This is a genomic window from Chryseobacterium sp. 22532 (assembly GCF_052044665.1).
Taxonomy (GTDB): Bacteria; Bacteroidota; Bacteroidia; order Flavobacteriales; family Weeksellaceae; genus Chryseobacterium; species Chryseobacterium lathyri.
In genome coordinates, this window is record NZ_JBQENJ010000003.1 from 573,795 (window position 1) to 598,821 (window position 25,027).

The following is a 25,027-nucleotide window of genomic DNA, read 5'->3' on the forward strand; positions in this document are numbered from 1 at the left end:
CCATTAAAGCCTTATTTTCTATGTTTTTTGCAAACAGAGGAGTCTCTTCCAGATTATGCTCTTTAAGGTTATTGCTCATACTCTTTCGGATAGGTTCAAGATCGGAAACGATTTGAATCTTTTTCTCTCACGCTGCAATCCAGTTTTTTTTATATTCTTAACGACTTCGTTTCCTTCCACTGTTTCTTTTGCCATGGAATAAAGTTTCCACCCTCAGAAAGAAAATCATTAAAAGGATCGATAAGAACAATCGCTGTTTTTTGAAGTTGATACAAACTCATGATTTTAAATGCTTAATAATTAATAATTAGCATTGTCGAAATCAAAGTAAGATCCTGATTACAACAGATTATATCCGGTATTCTGAACCAACTATCCTACTTTAAATCATTATTAACTTTCTAATTATATGCCAATTAATAATACACTTATTATTAGTGTATTATATATTCTATTGAATACAAAAACCACTTTATATCGTATTTTTTCGAAAATATTCACGATATAAAGTAATTTATTAATAAATTTATATGGAGTTATTGTAAACCTTTAAAATTAACCTTCTTATGGACAATACAGGCAATCTACGTAAGAGTGAAGAGATTAATTTATTTGTTTCAATAAGTGAGGCCACCGTTTCAATTAGAAATAAAAATGATCTAGTAAGTTTTATCCAGCTTAAACTAAAAAATATTTTCCCGTTCTCTGATCTTGCAATTACAAGATTTAATATTACCAAAGGTACTTTTAAGGTCTTTCTTGAACACTGTGATAAAGTAAATCAACACCCCGATTTTAATTCAATTGCTTACGAAGAATACGCTATAAAAGATGGTCTACATGATAAAATAATGGAATCTGACACGACGGTTATTCTATCTGTTGAGAGCATGATAGACAGTGGTCAGAAACATCTTATTTTTTTAAAGGATGCTGGTATCAAAGAGATAATAGGCATCCGGTTATTACAAAACGGAGAAGTTTTTGGAAGTATGGTACTTCTTTCTGAAGAGATAGGCTTTTTTACTGTTCAGCAGCGAAAACTTCTGGAGAAGATTGCCAATTACATATCATCTGCTGTCGCAAATATCATCGCCAATGAAGACATTCAAACAAGAGATAAAGAAAAAAGCATTCTACTGTCTTTAAGTAATGAGATTGCTAAAGTGAAAAACAAAGAGGAGCTTTTTTCGGTAATCAGTATAAAACTTAAAGAATTATTTTCTATCGCAAGTTTCGGAATTATTGTCAAGGACAATGATACTAAAACGCACCGTTTTTTTATGTTCGAAGTTGATGATACAACAAAAAGCAATCCTGAATTTAACAATATCATCAATCATCAATATGACACTACCTCCGACAGAATATTTAACGACATTCTAAATTCTGATTCATCAATAGTTTTAGAAATAGAAAAATTAGAGGGAAGCTTACCTCTGTATGGGGAATTTTGGAAAAAAATAAATGTCCCATCGGTTATTGGAAGTCCCCTTCGCGTGGCCAATGATGATATAGGCTGTTTGCTTTTGAGAATTGAAGATCAATTTGCTATCCAATCGAAGATGGAATTACTCAATGGAGTAAGTTCACAAATAGCAATATCATTATCAAATATTATTTATAATGAGAAGAATCAAAGTCAGTTAAAAGAAATTCTAAAATACAAAGAACAGCTGGAAAATGAAAAGGCTTATCTTCAGGAGGAAATTACTTCTGAAAACAGATATGGAGAGATTATCGGTTCGGGCACACAGATGAAAAGCGTTTTCCATCTGATTTCACAAGTAGCACCAACAAACAGTACAGTTCTTATTTTAGGAGAAACTGGTACTGGAAAAGAACTTATTGCCAGAGCAATCCATAATGCTTCGCCAAGAAGAAACAATTTATTGGTGAAAGTAAACTGTGCAGCATTACCGGCAAATTTGATTGAGAGCGAATTATTTGGTCACGAAAAAGGAAGTTTTACAGGAGCTTTCGAAAGAAGAATTGGTAAATTTGAATTGGCGAACAAAGGCACTTTATTTTTAGATGAAATTGGTGAAATGCCTATCGAGTTACAGGTAAAATTATTAAGGGCCATTCAGGAAAAAGAAATTGAACGTATTGGAGGCAAGAGTTCGCTAAAAACAGATGTTAGAATAATTGCCGCAACCAACAGAAATCTGATTTCGGAAGTACAAGTAGGAAAATTCAGGAGTGACCTATATTATAGGTTGAATGTGTTTCCAATTCACATGCCGTCGTTGAAAAGCAGAAAAGAGGATATTCCTGAATTGGTAACCTATTTTATTTCAAAATTTTCAAAAACAGTTGGAAAGGAGCTTAAGGGAATCTCAAAAAAAGCAATGTCAGAGCTTTTGCAATACGACTGGCCAGGAAATGTCAGAGAACTAGAACATGTTATTGAACGCAGTATTTTGATGACTGAAGGAAATTTAATCAAAGATGTATTTTTATCACTAAAAGATATTTCCGGCGAAAATAAAAAGGAATCAGAATCCAATACGATAGCTGAATTTGAAAAAAAATATATCATTAAGATCTTGAAGCAGTGCAATGGTAGAATTTCCGGAGTATCCGGAGCTGCTTTAGTTTTAGGAATTCCACATACAACACTGCATTCAAAGATAAAGAAATTGGGAATTACCAAAACCGATATTTTTGGATAGATGATTTGTTATTAATTTCATTAAAAATTCAACAGATGAATATACAATTACAGAACTCTTCACTACTTATTATCGATATACAGGAAAAACTGCAACCCGCAATCCATGAAAATGAGAAAGTCTTATCATCTATTCTTTGGACGGTGGATTTAGCATTACTCATGGGGGTTCCCGTATTTGCAACTGAACACTGCCCAGAAAAAATAGGATTTATGCCTGACATTTTACGAGATAAACTTACCCAAGAAAGTATTATTTCAAAAGTTTATTTTTCAGGAATTCCAGAAGGTATTTTGATCGAAAAGTTAGGAAACAACAGAAATCAAATAATTGTCGCAGGTACCGAAGCCCATGTTTGTTTGCTGCAAACAGTACTTGATTTACTTGAGAAAAAATACACCGTTTTTGTACTGGAATCAGGAATTGGATCGAGGAAGGAAAGCGACAAAATACTGGCAATAGAGAGAATGAGACAAAACGGAGCCGAAATTATTACCAATGAAATGCTGGCTTTTGAGTGGCTTGACAGTGCGAAACACCCAAAATTCAGAGAAATTCTTCAAAATTTCATCAAGTGAGACTGTGACGTAAACTGTGTCAGAGGAATAATTCAATAAGATTATTTATATTCAATTATTCAAACGACACGGTCATGAAAGAGAAAGACCCATTTGACTTTGAACGCTTCAAGGCAGAATAGATAGGAAAAAGAAACGTGGACCTGCTACTACGAACTCTAATCACTCCTATCTGAAATATCCCAATCTAATCAAAGAATTGGCACCTACACGTAGCAATGAACTATGGGTTTCAGATATTACATATATCTCAGTAGGCTATGATTTTAATTATCTTTCACTCATTACCGATGCTTATTCCAGAAAAATTATGGGCTACTGCCTTCACCCCCGCTCAAGGGGCAATTAAAGCTCTCCAAATGGCACTGAAGGAAAAACCGGCTCCAAATACCCTGATTCATCATTCGGATCGAGGTGTGCAGTACTGTTCCTTCGACTATATATTAAGGTTGAAAAAAGCGGGTGTAAAAATCAGTATGACAGAAAACGGAGAGGCCTATGAAAATCCTATTGCAGAAAGAATTAATGGCATATTAAAAACAGAATTTAAACTCAAAAGGGTATTTTATTCAAGGAGTGAAGCTCTGTTGGAAGTGACTAAAAGTATAGAATCATATAATCATTTGCGTCCGCATATGAGTTGTGATTTTCTAACACCTGCGGTAGCACATACAACAGATGTATCATTAATCAAGCGTTGGAAAAACTGTAGAAAAAAATACAAAAGTTTACAAAAAAACAATTAAATTCATAATATCAATTCACCCACCAAAACTGTAAAGTAAGAACCGTATTAGACCTAATGTAAGGTAATTTCAGGACGACACAAAGTAAAGTCTCAATCAAATTACTCAATAATAATTTATTGAAAAGACAACGCTCAAATGTTTTTATCCTTCTTCAGGTTTCCAATAAAATAGGAAGGAGTGAAACCTGTTATCTTTTTGAAATGGATTACAAAGACCTGGCTGGAAGCAAAGCCACATTCCTCTGCAAGGTAGGTAATCTTATATTCCCTGTAACGTGGGTCTTCTACGAGCTTATGGGTGATATAGCTGATCCTTAACCCATTTATGTAATCATTGAAACTTTTTTCTCTGTGGATTTTAATGATCTCTGAAAGATATGTAGTATTAGTGTTCAGTTGCCCTGCCAGATAAGGCAGGTTGATATTCTTCTTCAGAAATTTACCTGACATCTCAAACTTATCCAGCTTTTGTAGAATGGATTTTGCTGTCTCATCGGTAATGCTTACAAGTGATTTGCTTCCATTCTCGTTACTCAATTTCTGAAACTCTTTACGCTCGGCTTTCTGAGTGTTTTCTTCTCTTATTTTAGTGATCAGTTCATCATATTTTTTGTGGGAGAGTTTACTTTTTCTTCTCCAGTATGTCCAACCCGTCAAAGTGAATACAAGAAGGATCACCGCAGAAACTATAAATATACTCCTCACGGTATTCGTTTTTTCTTTTTCTTTATTCTCTATGATTATTTTTACAGGAGTATTAATCCCTCTTTTTTCAGCATTTATTATACTGTCATTGAGTTTCATATAAAAATCGGTATATTTCTTAGCATTTTGTTTATCACCTTTTGCTTCGCTAGCTCTATATAAGATTTCAAAAAGATCTCTTCTTACTTCTGGTAAATGACCTTCTTTTTCAAGTACAATCCCTCTTTGGGCATATACCATACTGCTGTCATATTTTTTCTGACTAAGGAAAAGCTTGGCAATTGAAGTGTGCGCCATAAGCGGAACAGGATTATTAAATTTATACTTTTTACAAATCGCTAAAGCTTTATAGAAATAGTTCTGTGCTTCCTCTGTTTTTTTCTGCCGGGAACTTGTAGCTCCTAAGTTTACATAAATATTAGATAACTGCGCATTTTTTCTCATCGCAATATTCTTATTTGCCTCACTTAATTGTTGGATTGCCCATAATTGCTTTAGGTAATATTTTTTTACCTTATCCAAATTGGGAGCAGATTCCCCTTTCATTGTTTCAACATATGCCAACCCGTCATATATTGCACTCAACGTGTAATATCTTTTGTCTTTATCTTCAATCTTTAGGCTGTGTTTTAATGCTTTATTCAAGCAATTTTCAGATTCATCGAGAAGACCTAAATATGAATACGAAGATGCTAGATTTGAATAGTTTGCAGAAATAAAAAACTCATCTTTTATATTCTTGACCAATTCCTCATTTTCTTGACCTAATAAAGTCGCCTCTTTGTATTTTCCGCTTCCGTTAAAAGCTAACATCAGAAATATATTGCAGCGGAATACACCATAATCATAGTCAATTTTTTTTGCTTTTTGCTTCGCTTTTTGCGCCTCTTTAATGAGCAATGGAGTATTTCCGGAGAACTCTAATTGGCTAAGTTCGCGGATTTCTTTTTTTCGAAAGCTATATTCCGCTTTCAATTGTTCTTTATTAGTATTAGAGCAAGAAATTCCGAAAATCAGTAACAATAGAAAATAAAAGTTTTTAGACATAATTCTTAAATCTGTTTAATACAATTTAATTTTTTTTTCAATTTTATCTACAAAGAGTAAATGTTTTCATAATTCTGGAAAACATTTCTTAAGCAGATCCATTTTCTTGCTGTACTGATTGCAGACTTGGCGTAAAAAGAAAAAAAGACAGGGAATACATAGAAAAATAATTTCATGAAAAATAAATTAGTAAGTTGAAGTTATTTCATTTGGCAATACAAATGTATAGATTCCTTTCTCTTTAAGTCATATTTTTAATAGAATATTTTAATTATTTATTCCAATATTCAAAAGCAATAACTGTCTGATTAGTCACTATTTACGCCATAAAATACACTTCACACATATTTCTATCAATTTAAACCAAATTACTTGGCATAAATTAAATATTGCTTCCATAATTGTTTTGCAACAACTAGGAAACCTCAATTACATTTGCGTCATAAATCATGAGAAAGAACTTAGTCTATTACCTTTAACCCTTACCTCTCATTCAGGTTTTACTACAACTTTCATAAGTGACTATAAGATTTGATTAAGCAGGGAGATCATAACTTCCCTGCTTTAAAAAAAAAACAAAAACACAATCAATATAGATCAACCCTTAAAACCCAAATCAAACATGAAAATTTATTTGTTCTTAGGAGCTTTAAGCTTCTCAATGCCTCTCTTCTCTCAAGTAGGCATTAATACTGAAACTCCAAAAGCCACACTTGATGTAGTGGGAAAACCAACAGAACCTACTGCCCTAGATGGCATCCTTGCACCAAGGCTTACAGGTGATGAGTTGGCTGCCAAAACGTATACCACAGCTCAAACAGGGGCCATTATCTATGCTACAGCATCAGCAGCTTCCCTTTCTGGACAGGTAGTAAATGTAGATGCAGCGGGCTATTACTACTTTGATGGATCAGTGTGGCGGGTATTCACTGGATCGGGGCCGTCTAGTACACCAGACATAAATATCTATAAAGACAATGGCACACTGACATCGGATCGGACTGTCACACAGGACGGAAAATTTTTGAGATTTTCAAACATACAGAATACAACTTTCAATAATGGGTCTGGTGGATTAGTTCAAAGCTCAGGAAGTGGAAGTAGGGCTTCAATAGGGTTAACAAATAATGGAGCTAGTCAATTTCAGTTGTATTCCGACACCAATAGCGCTACGCAGATGTATGCTTTGGGTGCTTCTACTGCACTTAATATAGGAACACATTTAAATTCTGGATCGGCAGCGCCGATTCGATTTATCACAAGCGCAGGAGGAGGTGCTGCGGGGAATGAAAAGATGATTATTACAGGAGGGGGAAATGTGGGTATAAGCAGTAATACCCCTACAGAAAGATTTGATGTTAGTGGCATTGCCCGGTTTAGAAGCCTTCCACTAAATGGTGCTGCAAATGCTATCTATACAACCCCTGGAGGTACAGCATCTACTACCCAAAACCAAACTTTTACTGCTGCCAGAACAGTAGTTGCAGATGCAAATGGTGTGCTTGGATATGTTGAAGGAGTGCCAACAGATGCAGGAACATCAAAAGTACTTGTACTTGCAAATGCACCAGGAACACAGAATGTGCAAGGGCAATTTATTCCTAATGCTGCCATTGGTCAGTTTACAAACGAAGGCCTCGATATTCATAATGCATGGACGAATAACGTTTTTACAGTTCCATCTGGTATGGATGGAGTCTACATAATAGTCATGCAAAATTCTAATAGACATACAAGTACGGGAACAGCAACACCTACATGGCATACAGCGGCGTATTATGAAAGAAGTACTGATGGAGGAACAAGCTGGAGTACAATGATAAAACATACTTATTCTGATCTTGCTGGTACTATTGTAGACAATGGCAATACTTTATACTGGACAGGATTTTTAAATTCCGGAGACAGAGTAAGGGTTCGTTTCAGCTGTAATGCTACTACCAATAATATTGTAGACTACGGAGGTATTTCCATCACTAAACTGGCTCAGTAAGGCTAAAATAAAATTGTTAATTTACAACCTAACCATCAAAAGTAAGGAAGAAGTGATTTCATTACTTGTCTTTACTTATAGCCTCTTTGTATGGTTATTTATCAATATACTGCCCGGTAAATTAGGACTAGCCAACTTCAATGTCAGTATTTCAATGAAGGACGTTAATTTGATGGAATAGCCTACACTAAGGATAAACAAACATATTTTCTATGCAATATAGTAAATTTGTTATTTAATGATAACATTTTACTCATTACTGTTGGATTTCCTTAAGAAAGAAGTAAATCCAATATTTTTTTTAATAAGTTCTAATCAATACTAGATAACTAATATTTTTAGTTATATTTGTTAATAATTTAAAAGAATTATATTGCTCTTTTTCATAATGTAAATGGTTAAAAAGTGCTATAGTTATGTAAGGATTGTTGGAATTAGATTCTATGGCAGATTCATGGCAGCCTTTTGTTATATTACTTGAAATTTAGGTTTTTTGAAAGTTAAGAGGGTTAGTTCGAATCCCTCCCTATCACAAATATTTCAAACAAATTCAATAAAACAAAATAGAGTTGGTTAATTGCCAACTCTATTTTATTCAAAAATTGTAACTTTTATAAAGTGATTAGGAAGCTAATGCTTATGGTTACAGGATTCGAACTGGATCACCTGTTACCTAAATAGCTAATTAGCAACGAGATATCTTCTAAAGAAAATAATATTAAAATGAAAAGGTTCGAAAACTCATACCTTTCACCTTATCTCAACAGGATTCGAACTGTTTTTGAAATTTTGTAAAACATTGTATTTCAAGTAAATATACGTAAAATCCAGTTTAAATCAACTAACAACCGGTTCGAAGATAATCCTTCCAAGTTCACTTATTTAAAATCAAGTCTTTACAGTACTGTAAAGACTTTTTTATTTTTGTTCAGGTCAGAGTAGGTTCAGGTAATTTAGTAAATAATAGTAAGAAGAATCTTAAATTATCTTAAAAATTTAAACTCTCCTACTCTTTCAAACATTTTAAACAAAATTTACTTAAAAATTTCAAAATTAGTTTTCCTCACAAGTCATAGAAAAAACTAAGATTCCATCAATATCATTTTAATTAAAATTTCGTAAAGTATAATTTGCACAAGTTGGTATAAATCATTTATTAACAATGACTTAACATAATAAAATTTCTCTCTTACGAATGATTTATAATACTATATTAGCTATCTAATTTTAAATATTTTAAAAATGAAAAAGCTAAAAAAATTATCTCGAGAAGACCTTAAAACAGTAAAAGGAGGTCAAGTTTGGTATGCAGAAACATCTTGTGGTGTACAAGCTACTACAACTCAAGATTGGACTGCTGAACAAGCAAATGCTTGGATGGAGGCTCTTGAAGCAAATTACTGTAAGCCAGCAATACATAGTGGCCCTAGTAATAATTTGGCATAGTGCCAATTAATGCACTTATAATGGAAATTATTTCACCATAAAATGCAATTTTGTAATGAAAATACCATTTATGTATTACTATAAAAAACTACTCCAACTATTCATTCTACTTTATAGTATTTTATCTCATGCCCAATCATACAAACCAGATGCTTTGCGTGGTGAGTTTACTTATCAATTAAAAGCTAAATTCGATACACGAACTGATTATAGACATGAAGAACTATTTTCATTGCAAATAGGGAATAATCGTTCATTTTTTGTGAGTACCCAATCACTGAAAGGAGATTCAGTAATGGCAAATTCAAGAACATCAGCAACTAATCCCGATGGAAGTATAACTCTTGGTTTCAAAAAAGGGGTAGTGATTCCAAAAACAAATTTATCATTTACCATTATACAATCAAATGAAAATATCCAATACTTTAGGTCGGTTGGCATGTCATTACTCACCTATAAAGAACCAGTAATAAAGAATTGGAAACTTATTGATGAAACAAAAGTAATTAACACAATTAATTGTAAAAAAGCAGAAGTTACATTTAAAGGAAGAAATTGGGTTGCATGGTATTCCCCCGAAATTCCTTTACCTTACGGTCCTTATAAATTTAGCGGATTACCAGGATTAATAATTAAGATAACAGATGACAAAGGAGATTATAGTTTTGAGCTTGTAAAATCTGTTCCTGATTCTAAATTGAAAGGAAAACTAATTAACATTAAGAGAAGTAGATTTACCGAAGCAATAGAAACAACACAACCGAAACTTAAACAAGCATTAAGAAATGCTGATGCCAATACCGCTGCCATACTTGCAAGCTATGGAACCACAATCATAAAAGGCCAGGAAATGGTAAGACAAAGAGAAAAAGAAAGAGAAGAAAACCTAAAATATGAAAATCCACTAGAATTGGAGTAATTCAAGTGAGAATCAATACAAATTTTTAATAGTCTTAGCCCCTCAAAATTCAATTTACCTTTTAGACTGATTAAGATAAATAGCCATGAATACCTATAAAAAATCTTATATGGCACTGTATTTTTGTTGTTTTATTCAATTTTTGAACATCTAAAGTGGTAAATTTGAACAACCAACAGTTTTAAACCCACATCTTAAGAGTGTGTTTTTAGTTTCCAGAATTTCTATAAAGCTTGGATAACTTTATTGCTGGTTATGTTTCCCCTTTTCATCAACAGTATCAACTGAGATAATTTAATACTACTTTTTGAAATGATGGAAAGTATCCTAATTAGTTAACTCAGTTGCATAACGTAATAAAAGAAGATGTCTAAAATATTTCTTCTTTTAAACCATAATTACAGCACGGTCTATCTTTAAATAGCCGCACTGCATTTAGCCACAAATTGCTCAAACTTCCGATCTGTATTTCGCATGACCGGTCCGTGACCGAAGCAGATAATTGCAGGGTTCAGTTTTGCTAACTTCTGGAGCGATTTGATGTTGAGCTGCTGATCGGACGTGAATATGTTCGGCGGAAGCCGCAGACCGGTCGCTGTCGTGAGCAGGTTCATATTTGTTGCTACATCTCCGATTATCAGTATACCATCCCGCTCACGGAATAAAGAAATATGACCTGCCGAATGTCCGGGTGTCTCTATTACCCGAAAATTCCCGATCATATCGTTTTCAACAATTGTCCGTTCGACTTTATGCCCCTGACCTGCCCAGTACTTTTGTTGAAGCTTTGCTACCCAATGTTGCGGAGTTGGATAGTCGCTGGTTACCATACCTGTTTCGGTCCTAAAAACTTCGTTAGGATGACAGAGTAAGGGTATTGCGAACTCAGCGCATATCTGATCGCTACAGCCCTGGTGGTCTGCATGCGCGTGCGTCAATATATGTTGATCAACGGGAATTTTCTGGAGAGCCTTCTTTACAGTGGTATACGAACTCCGTATTCCGGAATCTACCAATACACCTTCAATAATATAGCAGTTGATACTGTTTCGCGGCATCAGTGAAATCTGGAACACTTCGGGAGCAATTTGACGTAGCATAGGTTTTTTGTGCAAACCTACATCTCTGATCAGGCCTAAATAAGGACATTTGTCCTATAATACATTGGGTCTATGTATTTGTCCCTTGGCCCGTGTAAGCGATCGTTGCGTAATGCCCAGGTATGACGCCAGATCCTGCGTCGCTATGCGCTGAACGAGTATCGGTTCACTAGACAGGACATGACGGTATTTATCCACAGCCGACTTATTATTGTAATTCAGCAGATAACGTTCCTTTTGGTTATACTCCTTCTCCATCACCGATTTTATAACCTCGTTCCAAGCGGTTACCTGGTCAAGCAGATGCCGATAATCGGGGTAGTTTATCCGATAGATCACGCTATCTTCTATAGCCCTGATGCTTCTTCTGGATTTTTCCTGCCTCACAAACTCTGAAAACGAGGTGACAAATTCATTTTCAAACTTGAAGCAGGTTATATTTTCATTTCCCTCTTTGTCAATAGCGTATGCTTTTACAGCGCCACTAGCAATAAACCCAATATGACGGCAGGACTCATCCTCACGAATAAAAAAATCACCTTTTTTTAAGCGGACCGGTTTGAAGAACTGCGCAGAAAAGTTGATTTCCTCAGCCGATAGTCCTCCTGTTGAGGATAGATAATTTTCAAATACGTCAGTCATTTCGCAGTCTTTTCGTCCTTTTTATTTTTTTTAACTGTGTATGGATACATACCAAATCCAACATCCAAATCTAACAATTATTATATATTCAAAACTAACAATTATTTCTCTGTTAGGCCCTTTTTTGCATCAGATAAATGATGACATGTTCCTTAACTGATGGGACATTTTTCCCTTAATTCTTCTTTATCTTTTCGCAAATAACACCTCTGTTAAAACAACCTGATGACAATTCGTTATTCCTTTTTCCACGGCATCATTTTTATCATTTATCCAAATAATTCACCCTGAAGAGTAACATTATTTACTAAATCAACACCTATTAAGGGAAACTGACAGTAATCTATAACTATGTAAAGTCAATTTATGAAGAAAATACTATATGCTTTCATACTTTCTGTTATTGCAATTTTTGTTCTGAATAAGTTGGTGTATCAGGACGTTCCCCAAAAACAACAACAGAAGCTTCTTTCTGAAGTTCAGCATTATCAGCACCCCATTAAGAGTATTTCTATGGAATACCGTGACAACAGCGATCTGAAGGTACTTGATTCTGTACTAAAGGACAATAAAATTTTGATGTTGGGAGAAAATACGCATTTTGACGGTGCCACTTCGAAGGCAAAAAGCAGGCTGATCAAATATCTTCATGAAAACCTGGACTATGATGTAGTTTTGTATGAAGCAGGACAATATGATACCTGGATGATGAACAGGGAAATGAACAGCCACAGCATGAAGATTCCTGCAGATTCCATAGCTGGTCTCGGCCTTTTCTGGTTCTGGTGGGCAAGCACCGAAACAAGACCGCTTATCCAATATTACCAGAAGACTAAAGCCTCAGCTACTCCTATTGAGCTTGGTGGTTTTGATATTCAGTTTTCCGGAAACGTGCTTTCCGACAGACGAGGTAAGTTCCTAGAAGAATTTCTAAGCAAAAACAAGATCAATATTAACAGGTTTCCTGTTTTTAATAAGAATATCAATAATTTTGATAACCTTACCTTCGATCACTATGCCAATAAGATCTTTAAAGGAAATGAAAAAAATGAATTCCTCCGTGAAATCAATAAACTCGAACAGACAGTTTTAAAGCTGGAGAAAACACCGGAAAATATAATGTATGCTCAATATCTGCATGATATGAAAAATAATTTTCATAAGTCATGGAAATACAAACCAGGATCAATGCCGAGCATGCAGTTCAGAGATTCTCTTATGGCCAGAAATCTTATCCATCAGATTGATTCTGTGTACAAAGACAAAAAGGTCATCGTATGGTGTGCCAATATCCATACTTTCGCGGAAAGGTATGATAAGGATTATCTTCCATTGGGAGCCTATATCAAGAATAAATACGGCAAAGCTTCTTATATGATAGATTTTTCCTCATACGCCAAAAAGAGCGATAAGGGTATTCTTATTAATAAACCGGGGAAGTTTGCTATTGAAAATGCATTTCATGAGACAAAAACTCTCTACTTTTTTATGAACCTGAGGGATATTCCGGAAAATTCACTTTTGAGAAAGGAATTCGTATCAACTGTCAATCAGGGAATTGACCAAAAGAGGATCTGGAGCCGCTCTTTTGACGGAATATTTTATATAGACACCAATACTTTATTAACACCAATCAATAAATAATGGAAAACATAAGAACGCAGGACCTGAGTTATGTCATAGGCTCCAAAACTATTTTAAACAATATCAGCCTGAATGTTCCGGAAGGCAGCATTTATGGTTATCTGGGAAGGAACGGAGCCGGAAAATCGACCACAATAAAACTTCTTTTAGGACTTCTGGAGGAATCCAATGATAAAATATTTATTCAGAATAAAAGTTTAAAGCAAAACCGTACAGAGATCCTTGCCTCAACCGGAAACCTTATAGAAGCGCCCTGTTTTTATACAAAGCTGACTGTTTTTGAAAATTTAAAATACCTGGATATTATTTACGGAAAAGGAACTAAAAGAATTGATGAAGTCCTGGAGCTGGTAGATCTGCATAAAGAGAAAAAAAAGAAAGCCAGCGCCTTATCAATGGGAATGAAACAGCGTCTTGGAATTGCCATGGCTATTTTTCATGATCCGAAGTTGCTGATTCTGGATGAACCTCTGAACGGGCTTGACCCACAGGGTATTTTTGAAATGCGAAAACTTTTTCAGAATCTGAATGACCAAGGTAAAACGATCTTCCTTTCGAGTCACATTCTGAGTGAACTGGAAAAAACCGCCACCCACATCGGGATCATTGAGGGCGGAAAAATGATTTTTCAGGGTACAAAAAATGAACTCCTGAGCCAAGTTGAAAGGGAGATCATTTTAAAAGTTAACAATGGAGAAAAAGCGATATCTGTGCTGAAGGGAACTTTTTCTGCATCTCAAAATGAACCGGATAAAATTTCAGTAAAAATTAATGACGACCTGGAATTCAATCTTCTTCTGAAAACTATGATCGGGAACGGTATTGAAATTTATGATATAGAATCTCAAAGCGCCAATCTTGAACAGATTTTTATTAACCTAATTTCTAAAAAACCATGACCAATACTTTCTATAAAGCTTTTTCGTCTGAACAGTATAAACTCTCTAAAAATAAAGAAATCTTTGGGGTATTCCTGATTCCTGCTTTTGTCATTTTAGCTATTACTTTTTATATTGCCTATGATGTTATCAGCTCAGGAGTAGCAGAAAGCAATGCCAATCCGTGGAAATATGCACTGGGAAGGTATGTATTTATGTTTTTCTATTTGCTGTATCCTGTTCTGGTCTGTCTTTTTGTTCATGCATGCTGTGACGTGGAATACCGGAATAACAATTATAAAATTCTGTTTACCATTCCCGTTTCGAAGTCGAAAATCTTTTTTTCTAAGGCTTTGTTTATTCTGGTCACGGTTCTGTTATCCATATTGCTGTCGTACATTGTATTTTTAGGAAGCGGTTATCTCCTTTCAGTCATTTTTCCTGCCCTGGGTTATCAGAATTATGATTACAGGGAAGTTATATTTTATGTTTTCTTAAAGTTCTATATCACACTTTCTGCTATTGCGATGGTACAGCTGGCATTAAGTCTGGTATTCAGAAACTTTATTTATCCCATTGGGTTTGGCATGTTCATGCTTCTGTTCACAGCAATGGTCAAAGACAAGGAATTTTCAGATTTTTTGGTTTATACCGGAGGTTATAAATCCTTAGAAAATTTTCTGAATGAAAATATTCTTTTTGAAAGACTCGATTACTGCAATATAGCTGCGGTGTTTATTTTTATTGTGGTAAGCTTTTATCTGTTTGTGAGAAGGAAAAGAAGTTAAGATACGTTTATAAAACTTGAATCTTAAAAATTTTAGAAATCTTGCTAATGCAAATTTCTTGTAGAAGGCTTTTGCTTGGTTTTTATATCCTTGAAAAGTTCTTTATAAAGATTTTCTAATTCTTTCGGGGGTATTCCTGCATCAAAGCTTGACGATTCGTATGTTTTGCCATCAACTGTAATTAATACACTGGAAATTAAGGCCCTATCTGTAAACCTCCCTTCAGAAGGAGATTTTAGTGATGCAATTTTATCAAGATCTATTACTTCAATCTGTTTTACAATGTTTGCCCAATCCAGAGGTGATAATGCAGACACTGAAACACTTCCGTTCAGAGATATCGTTTTAGAATTTGGGATAAATGTTATCAGTCTGTCTGTACCTCTTGTCTGTTCTTTGATCTCTATTTTTTCAATCTTGGATTTTTGTACAGCATTTGATGTAAATGCATCCGGATTTCCTTTTTGTTGGGAAGTACAGTTCACATTACATAACATAAGGGAAATTAACACAATTGTCAGTCTAGGATTCATTTTATGTATTTTAAAGTTTCAAACCAGTTTATTAATAAAAATAAATACATTTGTAAAATTAATTAAATTATATACACATGAAAGGTAAAACTACTTTTAAATTACCATTTTTACTTTTTTTAACACTCTTTTGTTTAGTTTTCGGACAGAAAAATGATCCTACAGATAAGATTGTTTTTGGGAAAACTTATACACTTGAAGAGCTCAGAAAAACAAATGGGTTTGTGAGATGCGCTTCTACGGAATATGAAGCTATGCTGCAGCAAAAGAACCCTAAAAGGATGACCGAACAACAGTTTGAAGACTGGATTGGGCCATTGATTGCCAATGCACAAAATAACAAATCTCAAAACGGAGGAATCATTACAATTCCTGTTGTAGTACACGTTATTCACAGCGGGCAGGCTTTAGGTACCGCACCTAATATTACCGACACACAAGTTCAGTCTCAGATTACTGTAATGAATAATGACTACAGAAAGATGGCTGGAACTCCAGGAGCAAACACCAACCCCGTAGGAGCAGACACGATGATACAATTTGCACTGGCAAAAGTAGATCCTAAAGGAAACCCTACAAACGGTATAGACCGTGTAAACCTATGTCAACCTTCATGGTCTACTTCTGTTATTGACAGCTATGTAAAACCTGTCACCATCTGGGACCCTACAAAATACATGAATATGTGGAGTGTAAACTTCTCTGATCCAGATCTACTTGGTTACGCACAATTCCCTTCTAATTCTTCTTTACAAGGACTGGCCGTGAATGGCGGTTATGCAGATACTGACGGAGTGGTAGCTAATTATGCAACTTTTGGAAGCAGTACTTATAACGATGGAACATTTTTATTAAGCGCTCCGTATGACCGTGGAAGAACAATGACTCATGAAGTAGGGCATTTCTTAGGATTGAGACATATTTGGGGAGACTCAAACTGTGGAACCGATTATGTTGCAGACACTCCAGTACACAGAACATCTAATGGAGGATGCCCCGTACATCCAAAATCAAACAGCTGTGGTACTACTGATGAAATGTTTGAAAACTACATGGATTACACCTTTGATACATGTATGAATATTTTTACAATCAATCAAAAGGACAGAATGGTTGCAGTAATGAACAATTCTCCAAGAAGAATGGAATTAAAAGCTTCAACTGCAGACATTGCTATCCCTTTATTTGCCAATGATGGTGAACTAAAAGGAGAAAGAAACTGTAATGAAACATCATGCGCTGATGCTCCGACTGCTGTCACTGCCCAATTCTCACTATACAATAGAGGAACAAGCCCGCTTACGGCTGCTGTTATCACTTACTCTGTGAATGGTGGACCTCAGCAGACAACAAACTGGAACGGAAACTTAGCTCAAGACAAGTATGCCATAATCAGCATTCCTTCAGGTTCAGGAGCTGGCAGTATTTCAGCTAATATTACATCAGTAAACGGAACTACTGACCAAAGAGCCACTAATAATTCTGCTTCTGTAGTTCTTGGAAATACAGTACCGGTATCAAGTACAAATTTTACATTCGAATTACAGCTTGATTATTATGGCTCAGAAACAACATGGGATCTAAAAAACAGTGCGGGAACTATATTATATAGTGGAGGAAATTATCCTGATACTGATCCTAACTTCCCTGCCCTTCTTACTGAAAACTGGACCTTACCTCTTAATGATTGTTATACTTTCACCATCAATGATAGCTATGGTGACGGTATCTATATAGATGAAGGCTTCTATAGAATTAAAAACTCAGCCGGAGCTATCATAGTTGCCGGACAAGAGTTTACAGACATACAACAAAAACAATTCAAAGTAGTAGGAGCATTAGCTACAAGCGAAGTAACAAAAGACAAAAATACAGCCGGAATTTACCCGAATCCTGTAAATGATGTTCTTAACGTTACGAACATAGCTAACAATACTAAATATGAAATTTACAATGCTGTTGGGCAGATTGTAAAAAGCGGTGCCATTGAAGATCAGAAAATACGAGTAGTGGAATTGACAAAAGGAACCTATTTCATTACATTCAAAAATGACAAGAAAACAGAAAGTGTAAAATTTATAAAAAAATAAATTAAATCTAAAACTGCAGTTTTCTTAATTGTAATAAACCTTCGGACTTTTTTCCGGAGGTTTTTTTTCATTTCAAAAATTTATAAAAATTCACTGTAAAATTTAAAATTCAAAAAAGAATCTGCATCTAAAGCATTGATATATAAATCCTAAATATTTTATTACATAAGAATATTGCTTTTTTTGACTTGTATAGATTTTAATGTTGTTAATTACTATTCAATATTTTTTTCACATTTCTCTTTTTTATTTGAAAAAAGTTACTATCTTTGCACTCGCTAAAACGAAGTAATATTCGCTTAGATGACCATCAATCGGGGCGTAGCGTAGTCCGGTCATCGCGCCTGGTTTGGGACCAGGAGGTCGCAGGTTCGAATCCTGCCGCCCCGACTGTTTTAGTAATTTTCTCAAAATTATTTAATGGGTGCGTAGCTCAGCTGGATAGAGCATCTGCCTTCTAAGCAGACGGTCAAAGGTTCGAATCCTTTCGCGCTCACTTAAGGAGACACTATTTAATAGTTGTCTCCTTTTTTATGCCCATAAAATTTGTGACCCGAACTTTTACATTCTTTATGAATCAGAAAATCAAGGCACAGAATACAAAAAAATGGAGACGTTAATAAATAAACGTCTCCTTAAACTATTTGGAAAGAGTCATAGCGAACCTCGATGCCCTTTCAATATTACTATTATTGCATTTACTACCACTAGTAATAATTTTAACCTGGCAATCGCAATAACCTTATTCAATATTAACTCCACAGGCTTTTGTAGGCTATAGGAACTACCTGTTTTCTATATACATTATAAATCTCCCAGATAGGTCCAGATAACCCCTTGTTCCCTGATTCTGTGAGTACTGTTGCATACAAAAGTTCCACCTAATACCCAGGTAAAACCTGCACTCGCCTGTCCTTTTTGTAAATATATTACTCCGGAAGTCGCGATTTCTCTGTCTTGATATCCCGCAGCTCCCCGAAAAGCATAGCTGAATAAATTAGAAGGGGTAATCAATAAGGGTAAGAATTCCAATTGAAAGTATTGAACAATATGTGCTGTAAATTTATAAAATCCATCCCTGTCCGCTACGATGCTTCCGTTTGCATTCAAATTATCATCTCTAAAATCAAGATCAAATAGTCCTGATGACAATCCTGTACAAGAAGTATTGAGAGTTGTTTTCTGACCTCTTGAATATAACACTGGTAAATTGATTGTACTCGTTGCCAACTTATAATCCATTAATGCCTGCCATGAAACCCCATCATATAAATAAATTAAATCCTTGTATACCATACCCGTTCCTGTACCTGAGGTGGAAAGGTTATACACCAACAATCCTTTAACCGGATTGGTTATCGTGGTAATATCTGTAGTCGAGGTAAGCGATATCCTGGGAAGCAACAATGCCTTATCGGATGATGATAATTCCAATATTGAAGAGGGAGCAGGTGTAGCCGTTCCTATTCCCATTTGCCCATCAATCGTTATGGTAAAAAAAACTATTAGTAAACAAAATATCTGTTTTTTCATTGTAATCTATATTATCTATTGTCCTATATATTGCCAAGTAACTAATTGTGCTCCTATCTGATCCAGTGCTACGCAGGTTCCTCCCAAATTCCATTGGAAAGGTTTTGATTCTTGCCCCAACTGTAAATAAACCGACCCTGTAAACACGGTAGTCTGCCAGGCTCTTGTTGTTGCCGTACCATCCTTGAATGAATAATTGAGCATTCCCGGAAGCAGGAAAGGGCTGTAAGCCGATTGCAGCATGAATTGCCTAAGACTGACACTCCATATGTAATACCCCGTTTTATAAGCTGTTATCGAACCGTCGGCTTTGATCGTCGTTTTAATATTCGTAAGAGCTGTTAACTGGAAGTTACCGCTAGAGGCATTTGTACAACTCGTATTGGTCGTTTTCTTTCCTACTGCTACCAGTTCTGGGTATAAACTTCCCGAAGCGATTTCTCCCTCTTCCACCATTTCATCCCAACCGGTTCCATTGAATTTATACAATCGCCCTTCATAAATCGCGTTTTCACCAACCCCTGAGCTTTGCGATGCTAGAACCAGCATTCCCATAGATGGATTGGCAACTGTAGTGATATCAGTTTTTGATATCAAGGGTATCCTGGTAAGTAAAAAACCTTTATTTGCAGAAGACATCTCCAGGATCGATGATTGTGCGGGAGCGGCAGTACCTATACCAATCTGGCTTATTAACTGTTCAGTAGAAAGAAAAAGACAGAGTATTAAAAAATATACTTTTCTCATGTTTTTAATTAAATTATAGTTATAAAGGATTACCCAAATATTCCCAGATCACTTCCTGTCCCTGAATTCTACCATCAGCAGGACAGGTATTAGTTCCGAAAAACCATTTGAAACCTTGAGTAGGTACTCCTTGTGTTAAATAAACAACTCCTAAAACAGATGCACGCTGACTCCGAGCTCCACCTGCCGTCCCTCTATACGTATAAGAATAAGTAGCTAAGTTTGGAGCCTGTATGTATGGACTTATATTGAAATTCTGACTGGGGTTAGAATTCATTAACTGAACTAACCCTACCGAAAACATATAGTATCCAGTCTGGGGAGGAGTAAAAGCTCCTGTTGCAGTTATTAAAGTACTGCTCCTTTCGTTTAGGTTAAATGATCCATTAGTATCGCCAACACATCCCTCTTCCGTAGTTTTTCGTCCTACAGCAACAATTTTGGGAATCTCATTGGAAATAAATTTTTCTCTGGTAGTAAGGGCTCTCCACCTGGTGCCATCAAACCTATACAATGTATCTCTTTGTATTGCCGTAATGCCGGTTCCTGAATTTTGAGTGGCATACACAAGCAGTCCCTTTGCAGGATTGGGGACCGTTGTAATATCTGACGTTGACGTTAAAGCTACTCTTGGTAACAGCAATCCTTTGTTAGAAGCATTTAAATCTAATATGGAAGATGGGTGGGGAGTAGCTGTGCCAACTCCTACCTGACCCTGCGCGGCAATTCCTGTTATGAGAGCAAAGACATAACAATAGTGCTTAATTTTTTTCATCGTTCATGGGATTAGTTAATACTTTTATCATTATTTCGTTTTAGTGTCTAAATATTTATTTTCTTAATTATATTTGCTCTTAGATTATAGGAATCATCATAGTAAATCCCCTCTCCATCAGTAGAAAGTACTTCATTTTAAAGCTGTAAAGATTTGTTTTTTTTTAAGAGACTTCGTACTGTAAAGATTCCGATTACAATTTTTATATCGTAAAGGTATTTGATTTATATGGCGTGTTGAAATATAACACATACAGCTTGTTCTGCTTATTTATAGAACTAAATCTACAAACCGGCAGAACTTTATGTACCCGGGCGCAAGCTGGAAAAACAAAAATCTATAATATAAATTATAGATTCTATTTTGACAGATAATAAGGGTTTTAAATTGTTGCGAAATAACAAATAGGCTGCATCTAATGTAAATTTTTATATAATTCTATGAGTTCTGCTATATTGTTAATTTTTAATTTTTGAAAAATTCTCTTTTTAAAGGTGCTTATTGTATTTATTCGTAGACCCAAATGGTTCGAAATTTCTAAATTTCCATTTCCCTTAGCTAATAGTTCAAACACCTGATATTCACGGGAAGAAAGTTCTTTTATCCTATTCCCTCCATCCAAATTCTTTATGATAAAAGGAATAAGCTCAGGCGGGTAGAAATATCCGGTTTCTAAAATAATTTTTATAGCGTTTTTTATATCCTCTTCTGTTCCCAACTTATTTAAATAGCCATCTGCTCCTTTGCGAATATACTGTATGGCAATGTTTTGATCGTAGGCGGAAAATATTAAAATCTTCAGGTCTTTCTGAATATTTTTTAGCTCAGAAATCATTTCGGTATATTTTGTTCCCGGCATATCAATATCTAAAAGGAGAAGATTATAATGATTAGTTTTGAGAAATTCTTTTACACGTCCATAATTTTCTGCTGAATCTATTGTAAGCCCGGGATATGCCGATCTTAAAATCAGGGCTGTTCCGGCCCTTACTACAAAATGGTCATCAGCTATTAAAATTCGTTTTTCCATTCATTTTATTTTTATAAATATTGACTTCAACAGCAGTTCCACCAGGATAATTTTCGTAAAATGATATATCTGCATACATTTTTTTTACAAGGTAAATAACCATATGTAGACCAAGACCGTAATTTCTAAATTTTATAACATCATCATTCATTGACATTTGGTACAATCCATTGTAATAAGTCAATTGCTCCTGCGACATCCCTTTGCCGGTATCCGCTATTTTCAGAGTGATCTTCTCCTGATTATCTTCAGGAATAATATAAATGATGCCCTCAGATGTATTTTTCACAGCATTATCAACCAGATTATGGACAATACACGATAGGATACTTTTATTAAACTGACAATAAATGTTGCCCTTTTCAATAATTTCAATTCTGCTATTTTGTGATTTACTAACTTCATTAAATAGTTTTTGTTTGGCCACCAATATCTCACTAATAGGATATTCATCCTTTTCGTATACATCGTAAGTTCCAAATAAATCACTGTATTCTTTAAGATGCATGGTAAAATTATACAGCTCTTCCGAAGATTGATGAATGCTGTCGAAATATTCTTTCTGAAGATCAACTTCACGGACATCAATTAATTTTTGTGACATCATAGCAATAAATTTAACAGGGGTACTGATATCATGGCTGATAGCCTCTATCAGCTTTTTCTGATACTCCGATTCTTTCTGCATATCATTTTTTACGGCTTCAAGATGTTGTGCACTTTCTTTAAGCGCTATTTTAATACTAGATACCTTTTTTTTGAGCAATCGATTTCTTATCTGTAAAAATTTAGTTCTTGTGTAGATGATTACTATAAATATGAATAAAAATAAAATAGTAACTGCTAATTTAAAAGCTGTAGTTTGGTAAAAAAGTGGTTTGATTTTAATTTTTACGGTTCTGTATTCATAACTGCCCTCCGGAGAAACCTGAACTCTTAAATGTAGTATATAATTACCTGGCTTTAGATTGCTTATCGTATATTTTCTATCATTTTTAATTTCAATTTGTTTCCAGTCAGTATCATGCCCTTCTATCTTTGCTTCAATTCTTAAGTTATAGGAATTTGAATAGTAAGGAATATCAATAAAAACATCTGCACTCTTATAATTATTCTCTAAAATAAGATCCTTTGAAAAATAAGTAATATCTGAATCATTAATTCTCACTCTTTCAACATATATGCTTTTCTTATCCGGATAATACGCTTTGATATCTTTCGGATCAAAAAATACAAACCCTTCCATTGAGGGAAATACAAATTCACCATTTTTCAAGGAATAGGCATCAGGCATAGAGCCACCGTTAAATTCAGCGGTTAGTAAGCCATCATTTTTCGTAAAACGGTAATAAAATACAGGAGTCTTATTGTTTTCAGAATATTTTAAAAGCTGTTTTTTAGCCACCCTGAACAACCCGTTATTGGAAGATATCCAGTAATATCCATGCGTATCCCCCAAAATATAGTGTGCGGAATTTAAATATGAATTCTGGTCTAAAGGCATTTTGAAAAGCTTCTTATCTCTAAACAAGAAGAAACCATCTTTGTTGGTGGTTATCCATATCTGTCCGTCCGAGGTTCTGATAATATTTTTCACATTTATCTCTTTGGCTACTTGGGCAGCAATTTTCTGTTTTAGCCGTCCTAAGTACAAACCATCGCTACATCCAATCAAAAATTCGTCGTTGTTATATTGTAGAAATGAATTCACAAATCCAGTAAACTCCAACGTAGTATTTATAGTCTTTAATTGTTCGTCTTCAAATAGATGTAGGTAGGAATGGGTAAGATCTGTTGTAGAAACAGCAAACTGGTCTGCACTTTTAAAAAAACCTATTAAGCCCGGAAAATGAATGCTATGAGTGGTAGTATATTGGGTGGATTTATATCTTCTAACCACATCATCGTCATTCTTGTACAAAATATTCCCTGAATCATCGTAAAACATAAAATGCTTGTCATTAACACCGAAATGATGATTCTTTACGAGCCCATGTTTATTAACTTCATATCCATAGGGGTCTATAATTGTATTTTTATTAAATGGTATGGAAGAACTGCTTACTTCATCCACAAAATGAATTTTTTTCTGAGCTGTGAAAAATTGGGTTAGCTGTACAATATTTAATCCTTTGGTTACGCTTCCCAGATATAATCTTTCAAAATCTTTATCATAAAACATAGAATTAAAGAATTGGTTTCCAAAATTCTTATAGGTTATCAAAAATTTTAATTGCAAATCATCATTCTTATAACCCTGCAAAAGATAGATGTTATCATTATTGATGATGAAAGTCTGACCGATAATCTGCTGCCAGTATATTTTCGTTTCAGGATCATTAAGAAGAGTTGCCTTTGTAAGAGTTGTTAACTTTCCCTTATCAACTCGGTAAGTTTTTCTGTTTTTTGGATCAGTGAGAAAAAGAATGTTGTCATTAAGAAATATGGTAGATAAATCGGTAGTACCGATTGGAACTTTGGTCTGCCTATTTTTTTCATCGGTATATATAATCCTGTTATTATAAAAACTATATTTTCCGGAGCTGGTCTTTATATAGTATTTGGTATTAGAGCCGTATTTGGATTCCGGAGAATTTTTCGATATCCTTTTTAAAAAATTAAACTTCTCCTTAGTAAATGTTCTTGTGAAAGTGCTTTTTGTAATAGAATGGACTTTTCTTTTTCTTATAAGAATTTTATTCTCGTCATTATTGTTATAAATTACAATACTGTCATTCAACACATTTCCATAGAAATTTTCAAAATGTAAGTTGGTAACTGCTAATTTATTATGTATTGTAAATACCGAACCATCATATTGCACTATTCCATTGTCTGTAGACAGCCATATAAAACCATACTTATCTTTTACAATAGCTTTGACACTATTCTGTGGAAGGCCATTCTCTGTATTATACCATGAAGAAACATATTGACCATATGATTGCTGAAAGTGAAATAAAAAAATAATCAATATAGATATTCTCATAGTACAATTGGTAATTCTGCAAAATTAGTCTATTATACAGTACAATTTTGTAGAATATGTTCTACATACAATAAGACAAAGTCGCAGGATAAATTTTCAGGAAAGTGCTACACAACAAATATCTTTGTAAAAGACAAAAACTGGTTCATGGCAGGCAGCTGGACGGT

Annotated in this window: 20 protein-coding genes and 2 tRNA genes; 12 read left to right on the forward strand and 10 right to left on the reverse strand. The window is 34.7% G+C overall.

Translation table 11 applies throughout. The features are described from left to right. Positions 1-149: 149 nt before the first annotated feature. Positions 150-281 (reverse strand): hypothetical protein, encoded by a 132-nt coding sequence (locus ACTJIV_RS10500; protein WP_440627307.1) that lies wholly within the window; start codon positions 279-281, stop codon positions 150-152. Between the two features lie 285 nt (positions 282-566). Here ACTJIV_RS10500 and ACTJIV_RS10505 point away from each other — a divergent pair, with 285 nt between their 5' ends. The 3 genes from ACTJIV_RS10505 to ACTJIV_RS10515 all read left to right on the forward strand — a co-directional run bounded on the left by ACTJIV_RS10505 (position 567) and on the right by ACTJIV_RS10515 (position 3,999). Beyond that, positions 567-2,675: a sigma 54-interacting transcriptional regulator gene (locus tag ACTJIV_RS10505; RefSeq protein ID WP_440627308.1), complete on the forward strand. Its 2,109-nt coding sequence runs from the start codon at positions 567-569 to the stop codon at positions 2,673-2,675. Between the two features lie 35 nt (positions 2,676-2,710). Next, the gene (locus tag ACTJIV_RS10510) at positions 2,711-3,253 is read left to right on the forward strand and encodes an isochorismatase family protein (RefSeq protein ID WP_440627309.1); all 543 of its coding nucleotides are present in this window, start codon (positions 2,711-2,713) and stop codon (positions 3,251-3,253) included. 260 nt (positions 3,254-3,513) lie between these two features. Beyond that, positions 3,514-3,999 carry a transposase gene (locus ACTJIV_RS10515; RefSeq protein ID WP_440627310.1) on the forward strand — a complete coding sequence of 162 codons (486 nt, stop codon included), beginning with the start codon at positions 3,514-3,516 and terminating at the stop codon, positions 3,997-3,999. 134 nt (positions 4,000-4,133) lie between these two features. Here the strand turns inward: ACTJIV_RS10515 and ACTJIV_RS10520 are convergent, their stop codons facing one another. Continuing rightward, positions 4,134-5,753, reverse strand: coding sequence for a helix-turn-helix domain-containing protein (locus ACTJIV_RS10520; protein WP_440627311.1), 1,620 nt, complete (start codon positions 5,751-5,753; stop codon positions 4,134-4,136). A 622-nt stretch (positions 5,754-6,375) separates the two neighbouring features. Between ACTJIV_RS10520 and ACTJIV_RS10525 the strand changes: the two genes are divergently transcribed. The 3 genes from ACTJIV_RS10525 (at position 6,376) to ACTJIV_RS10535 (ending at position 10,111) form a co-directional block, all read left to right on the forward strand. After that, the gene (locus ACTJIV_RS10525) at positions 6,376-7,746 is read left to right on the forward strand and encodes a hypothetical protein (protein ID WP_440627312.1); all 1,371 of its coding nucleotides are present in this window, start codon (positions 6,376-6,378) and stop codon (positions 7,744-7,746) included. A 1,242-nt stretch (positions 7,747-8,988) separates the two neighbouring features. Then, the gene (locus ACTJIV_RS10530; protein WP_440627313.1) at positions 8,989-9,192 is read left to right on the forward strand and encodes a bacteriocin-like protein; all 204 of its coding nucleotides are present in this window, start codon (positions 8,989-8,991) and stop codon (positions 9,190-9,192) included. A 55-nt stretch (positions 9,193-9,247) separates the two neighbouring features. Beyond that, complete coding sequence (locus tag ACTJIV_RS10535; protein WP_440627314.1) at positions 9,248-10,111, forward strand: GLPGLI family protein; 864 nt, start codon at positions 9,248-9,250, stop codon at positions 10,109-10,111. Between the two features lie 416 nt (positions 10,112-10,527). Here the strand turns inward: ACTJIV_RS10535 and ACTJIV_RS10540 are convergent, their stop codons facing one another. Beyond that, a complete protein-coding gene (locus ACTJIV_RS10540) occupies positions 10,528-11,211 on the reverse strand; it encodes an MBL fold metallo-hydrolase (protein ID WP_336379567.1) in 684 nt (227 codons plus the stop codon). A 54-nt stretch (positions 11,212-11,265) separates the two neighbouring features. Further along, positions 11,266-11,853: a Crp/Fnr family transcriptional regulator gene (locus ACTJIV_RS10545; protein ID WP_440627317.1), complete on the reverse strand. Its 588-nt coding sequence runs from the start codon at positions 11,851-11,853 to the stop codon at positions 11,266-11,268. A 366-nt stretch (positions 11,854-12,219) separates the two neighbouring features. On the opposite strand from ACTJIV_RS10545, the gene ACTJIV_RS10550 reads away from it, so the two are divergent. Genes ACTJIV_RS10550 through ACTJIV_RS10560 form a run of 3 tightly spaced genes read left to right on the forward strand, consistent with a single transcriptional unit; the run spans position 12,220 to position 15,163 of the window. Continuing rightward, complete coding sequence (locus tag ACTJIV_RS10550) at positions 12,220-13,497, forward strand: erythromycin esterase family protein (protein WP_440627319.1); 1,278 nt, start codon at positions 12,220-12,222, stop codon at positions 13,495-13,497. Beyond that, entirely contained in the window at positions 13,497-14,396 is a 900-nt protein-coding gene (locus ACTJIV_RS10555) for an ABC transporter ATP-binding protein (protein ID WP_336379570.1), read from the forward strand. The genes ACTJIV_RS10550 and ACTJIV_RS10555 overlap by 1 nt, the downstream gene beginning before the upstream one ends. Beyond that, positions 14,393-15,163, forward strand: coding sequence for an ABC transporter permease (locus ACTJIV_RS10560; RefSeq protein ID WP_336379571.1), 771 nt, complete (start codon positions 14,393-14,395; stop codon positions 15,161-15,163). The genes ACTJIV_RS10555 and ACTJIV_RS10560 overlap by 4 nt, the downstream gene beginning before the upstream one ends. Positions 15,164-15,207: 44 nt before the next feature. Here the strand turns inward: ACTJIV_RS10560 and ACTJIV_RS10565 are convergent, their stop codons facing one another. Continuing rightward, positions 15,208-15,696: a hypothetical protein gene (locus ACTJIV_RS10565; RefSeq protein ID WP_336379572.1), complete on the reverse strand. Its 489-nt coding sequence runs from the start codon at positions 15,694-15,696 to the stop codon at positions 15,208-15,210. A 77-nt stretch (positions 15,697-15,773) separates the two neighbouring features. Here ACTJIV_RS10565 and ACTJIV_RS10570 point away from each other — a divergent pair, with 77 nt between their 5' ends. The 3 genes from ACTJIV_RS10570 (at position 15,774) to ACTJIV_RS10580 (ending at position 18,282) form a co-directional block, all read left to right on the forward strand. After that, positions 15,774-17,786 (forward strand): M43 family zinc metalloprotease, encoded by a 2,013-nt coding sequence (locus ACTJIV_RS10570; protein WP_223558561.1) that lies wholly within the window; start codon positions 15,774-15,776, stop codon positions 17,784-17,786. A gap of 315 nt (positions 17,787-18,101) precedes the next feature. After that, a tRNA-Pro gene (locus ACTJIV_RS10575) sits at positions 18,102-18,176 on the forward strand. 32 nt (positions 18,177-18,208) lie between these two features. Next, positions 18,209-18,282, forward strand: a tRNA-Arg gene (locus ACTJIV_RS10580). A gap of 308 nt (positions 18,283-18,590) precedes the next feature. Here ACTJIV_RS10580 and ACTJIV_RS10585 read toward each other — a convergent pair. From ACTJIV_RS10585 to ACTJIV_RS10605, 5 genes are all read right to left on the reverse strand, one after another. Beyond that, on the reverse strand, positions 18,591-19,319 hold the full coding sequence (locus tag ACTJIV_RS10585) for a hypothetical protein (RefSeq protein WP_336379609.1): 729 nt from the start codon (positions 19,317-19,319) through the stop codon (positions 18,591-18,593). Between the two features lie 15 nt (positions 19,320-19,334). Then, positions 19,335-20,066: a hypothetical protein gene (locus ACTJIV_RS10590; protein ID WP_336379610.1), complete on the reverse strand. Its 732-nt coding sequence runs from the start codon at positions 20,064-20,066 to the stop codon at positions 19,335-19,337. Positions 20,067-20,085: 19 nt separating this feature from the next. Next, positions 20,086-20,841 carry a hypothetical protein gene (locus tag ACTJIV_RS10595; RefSeq protein WP_336379611.1) on the reverse strand — a complete coding sequence of 252 codons (756 nt, stop codon included), beginning with the start codon at positions 20,839-20,841 and terminating at the stop codon, positions 20,086-20,088. A gap of 415 nt (positions 20,842-21,256) precedes the next feature. Continuing rightward, positions 21,257-21,871 carry a response regulator transcription factor gene (locus tag ACTJIV_RS10600; RefSeq protein ID WP_336379612.1) on the reverse strand — a complete coding sequence of 205 codons (615 nt, stop codon included), beginning with the start codon at positions 21,869-21,871 and terminating at the stop codon, positions 21,257-21,259. Beyond that, the gene (locus tag ACTJIV_RS10605) at positions 21,846-24,860 is read right to left on the reverse strand and encodes an ATP-binding protein (protein WP_440627324.1); all 3,015 of its coding nucleotides are present in this window, start codon (positions 24,858-24,860) and stop codon (positions 21,846-21,848) included. Before ACTJIV_RS10605 ends, ACTJIV_RS10600 begins: the two co-directional genes overlap by 26 nt. Between the last annotated feature and the right edge of the window lie 167 nt (positions 24,861-25,027).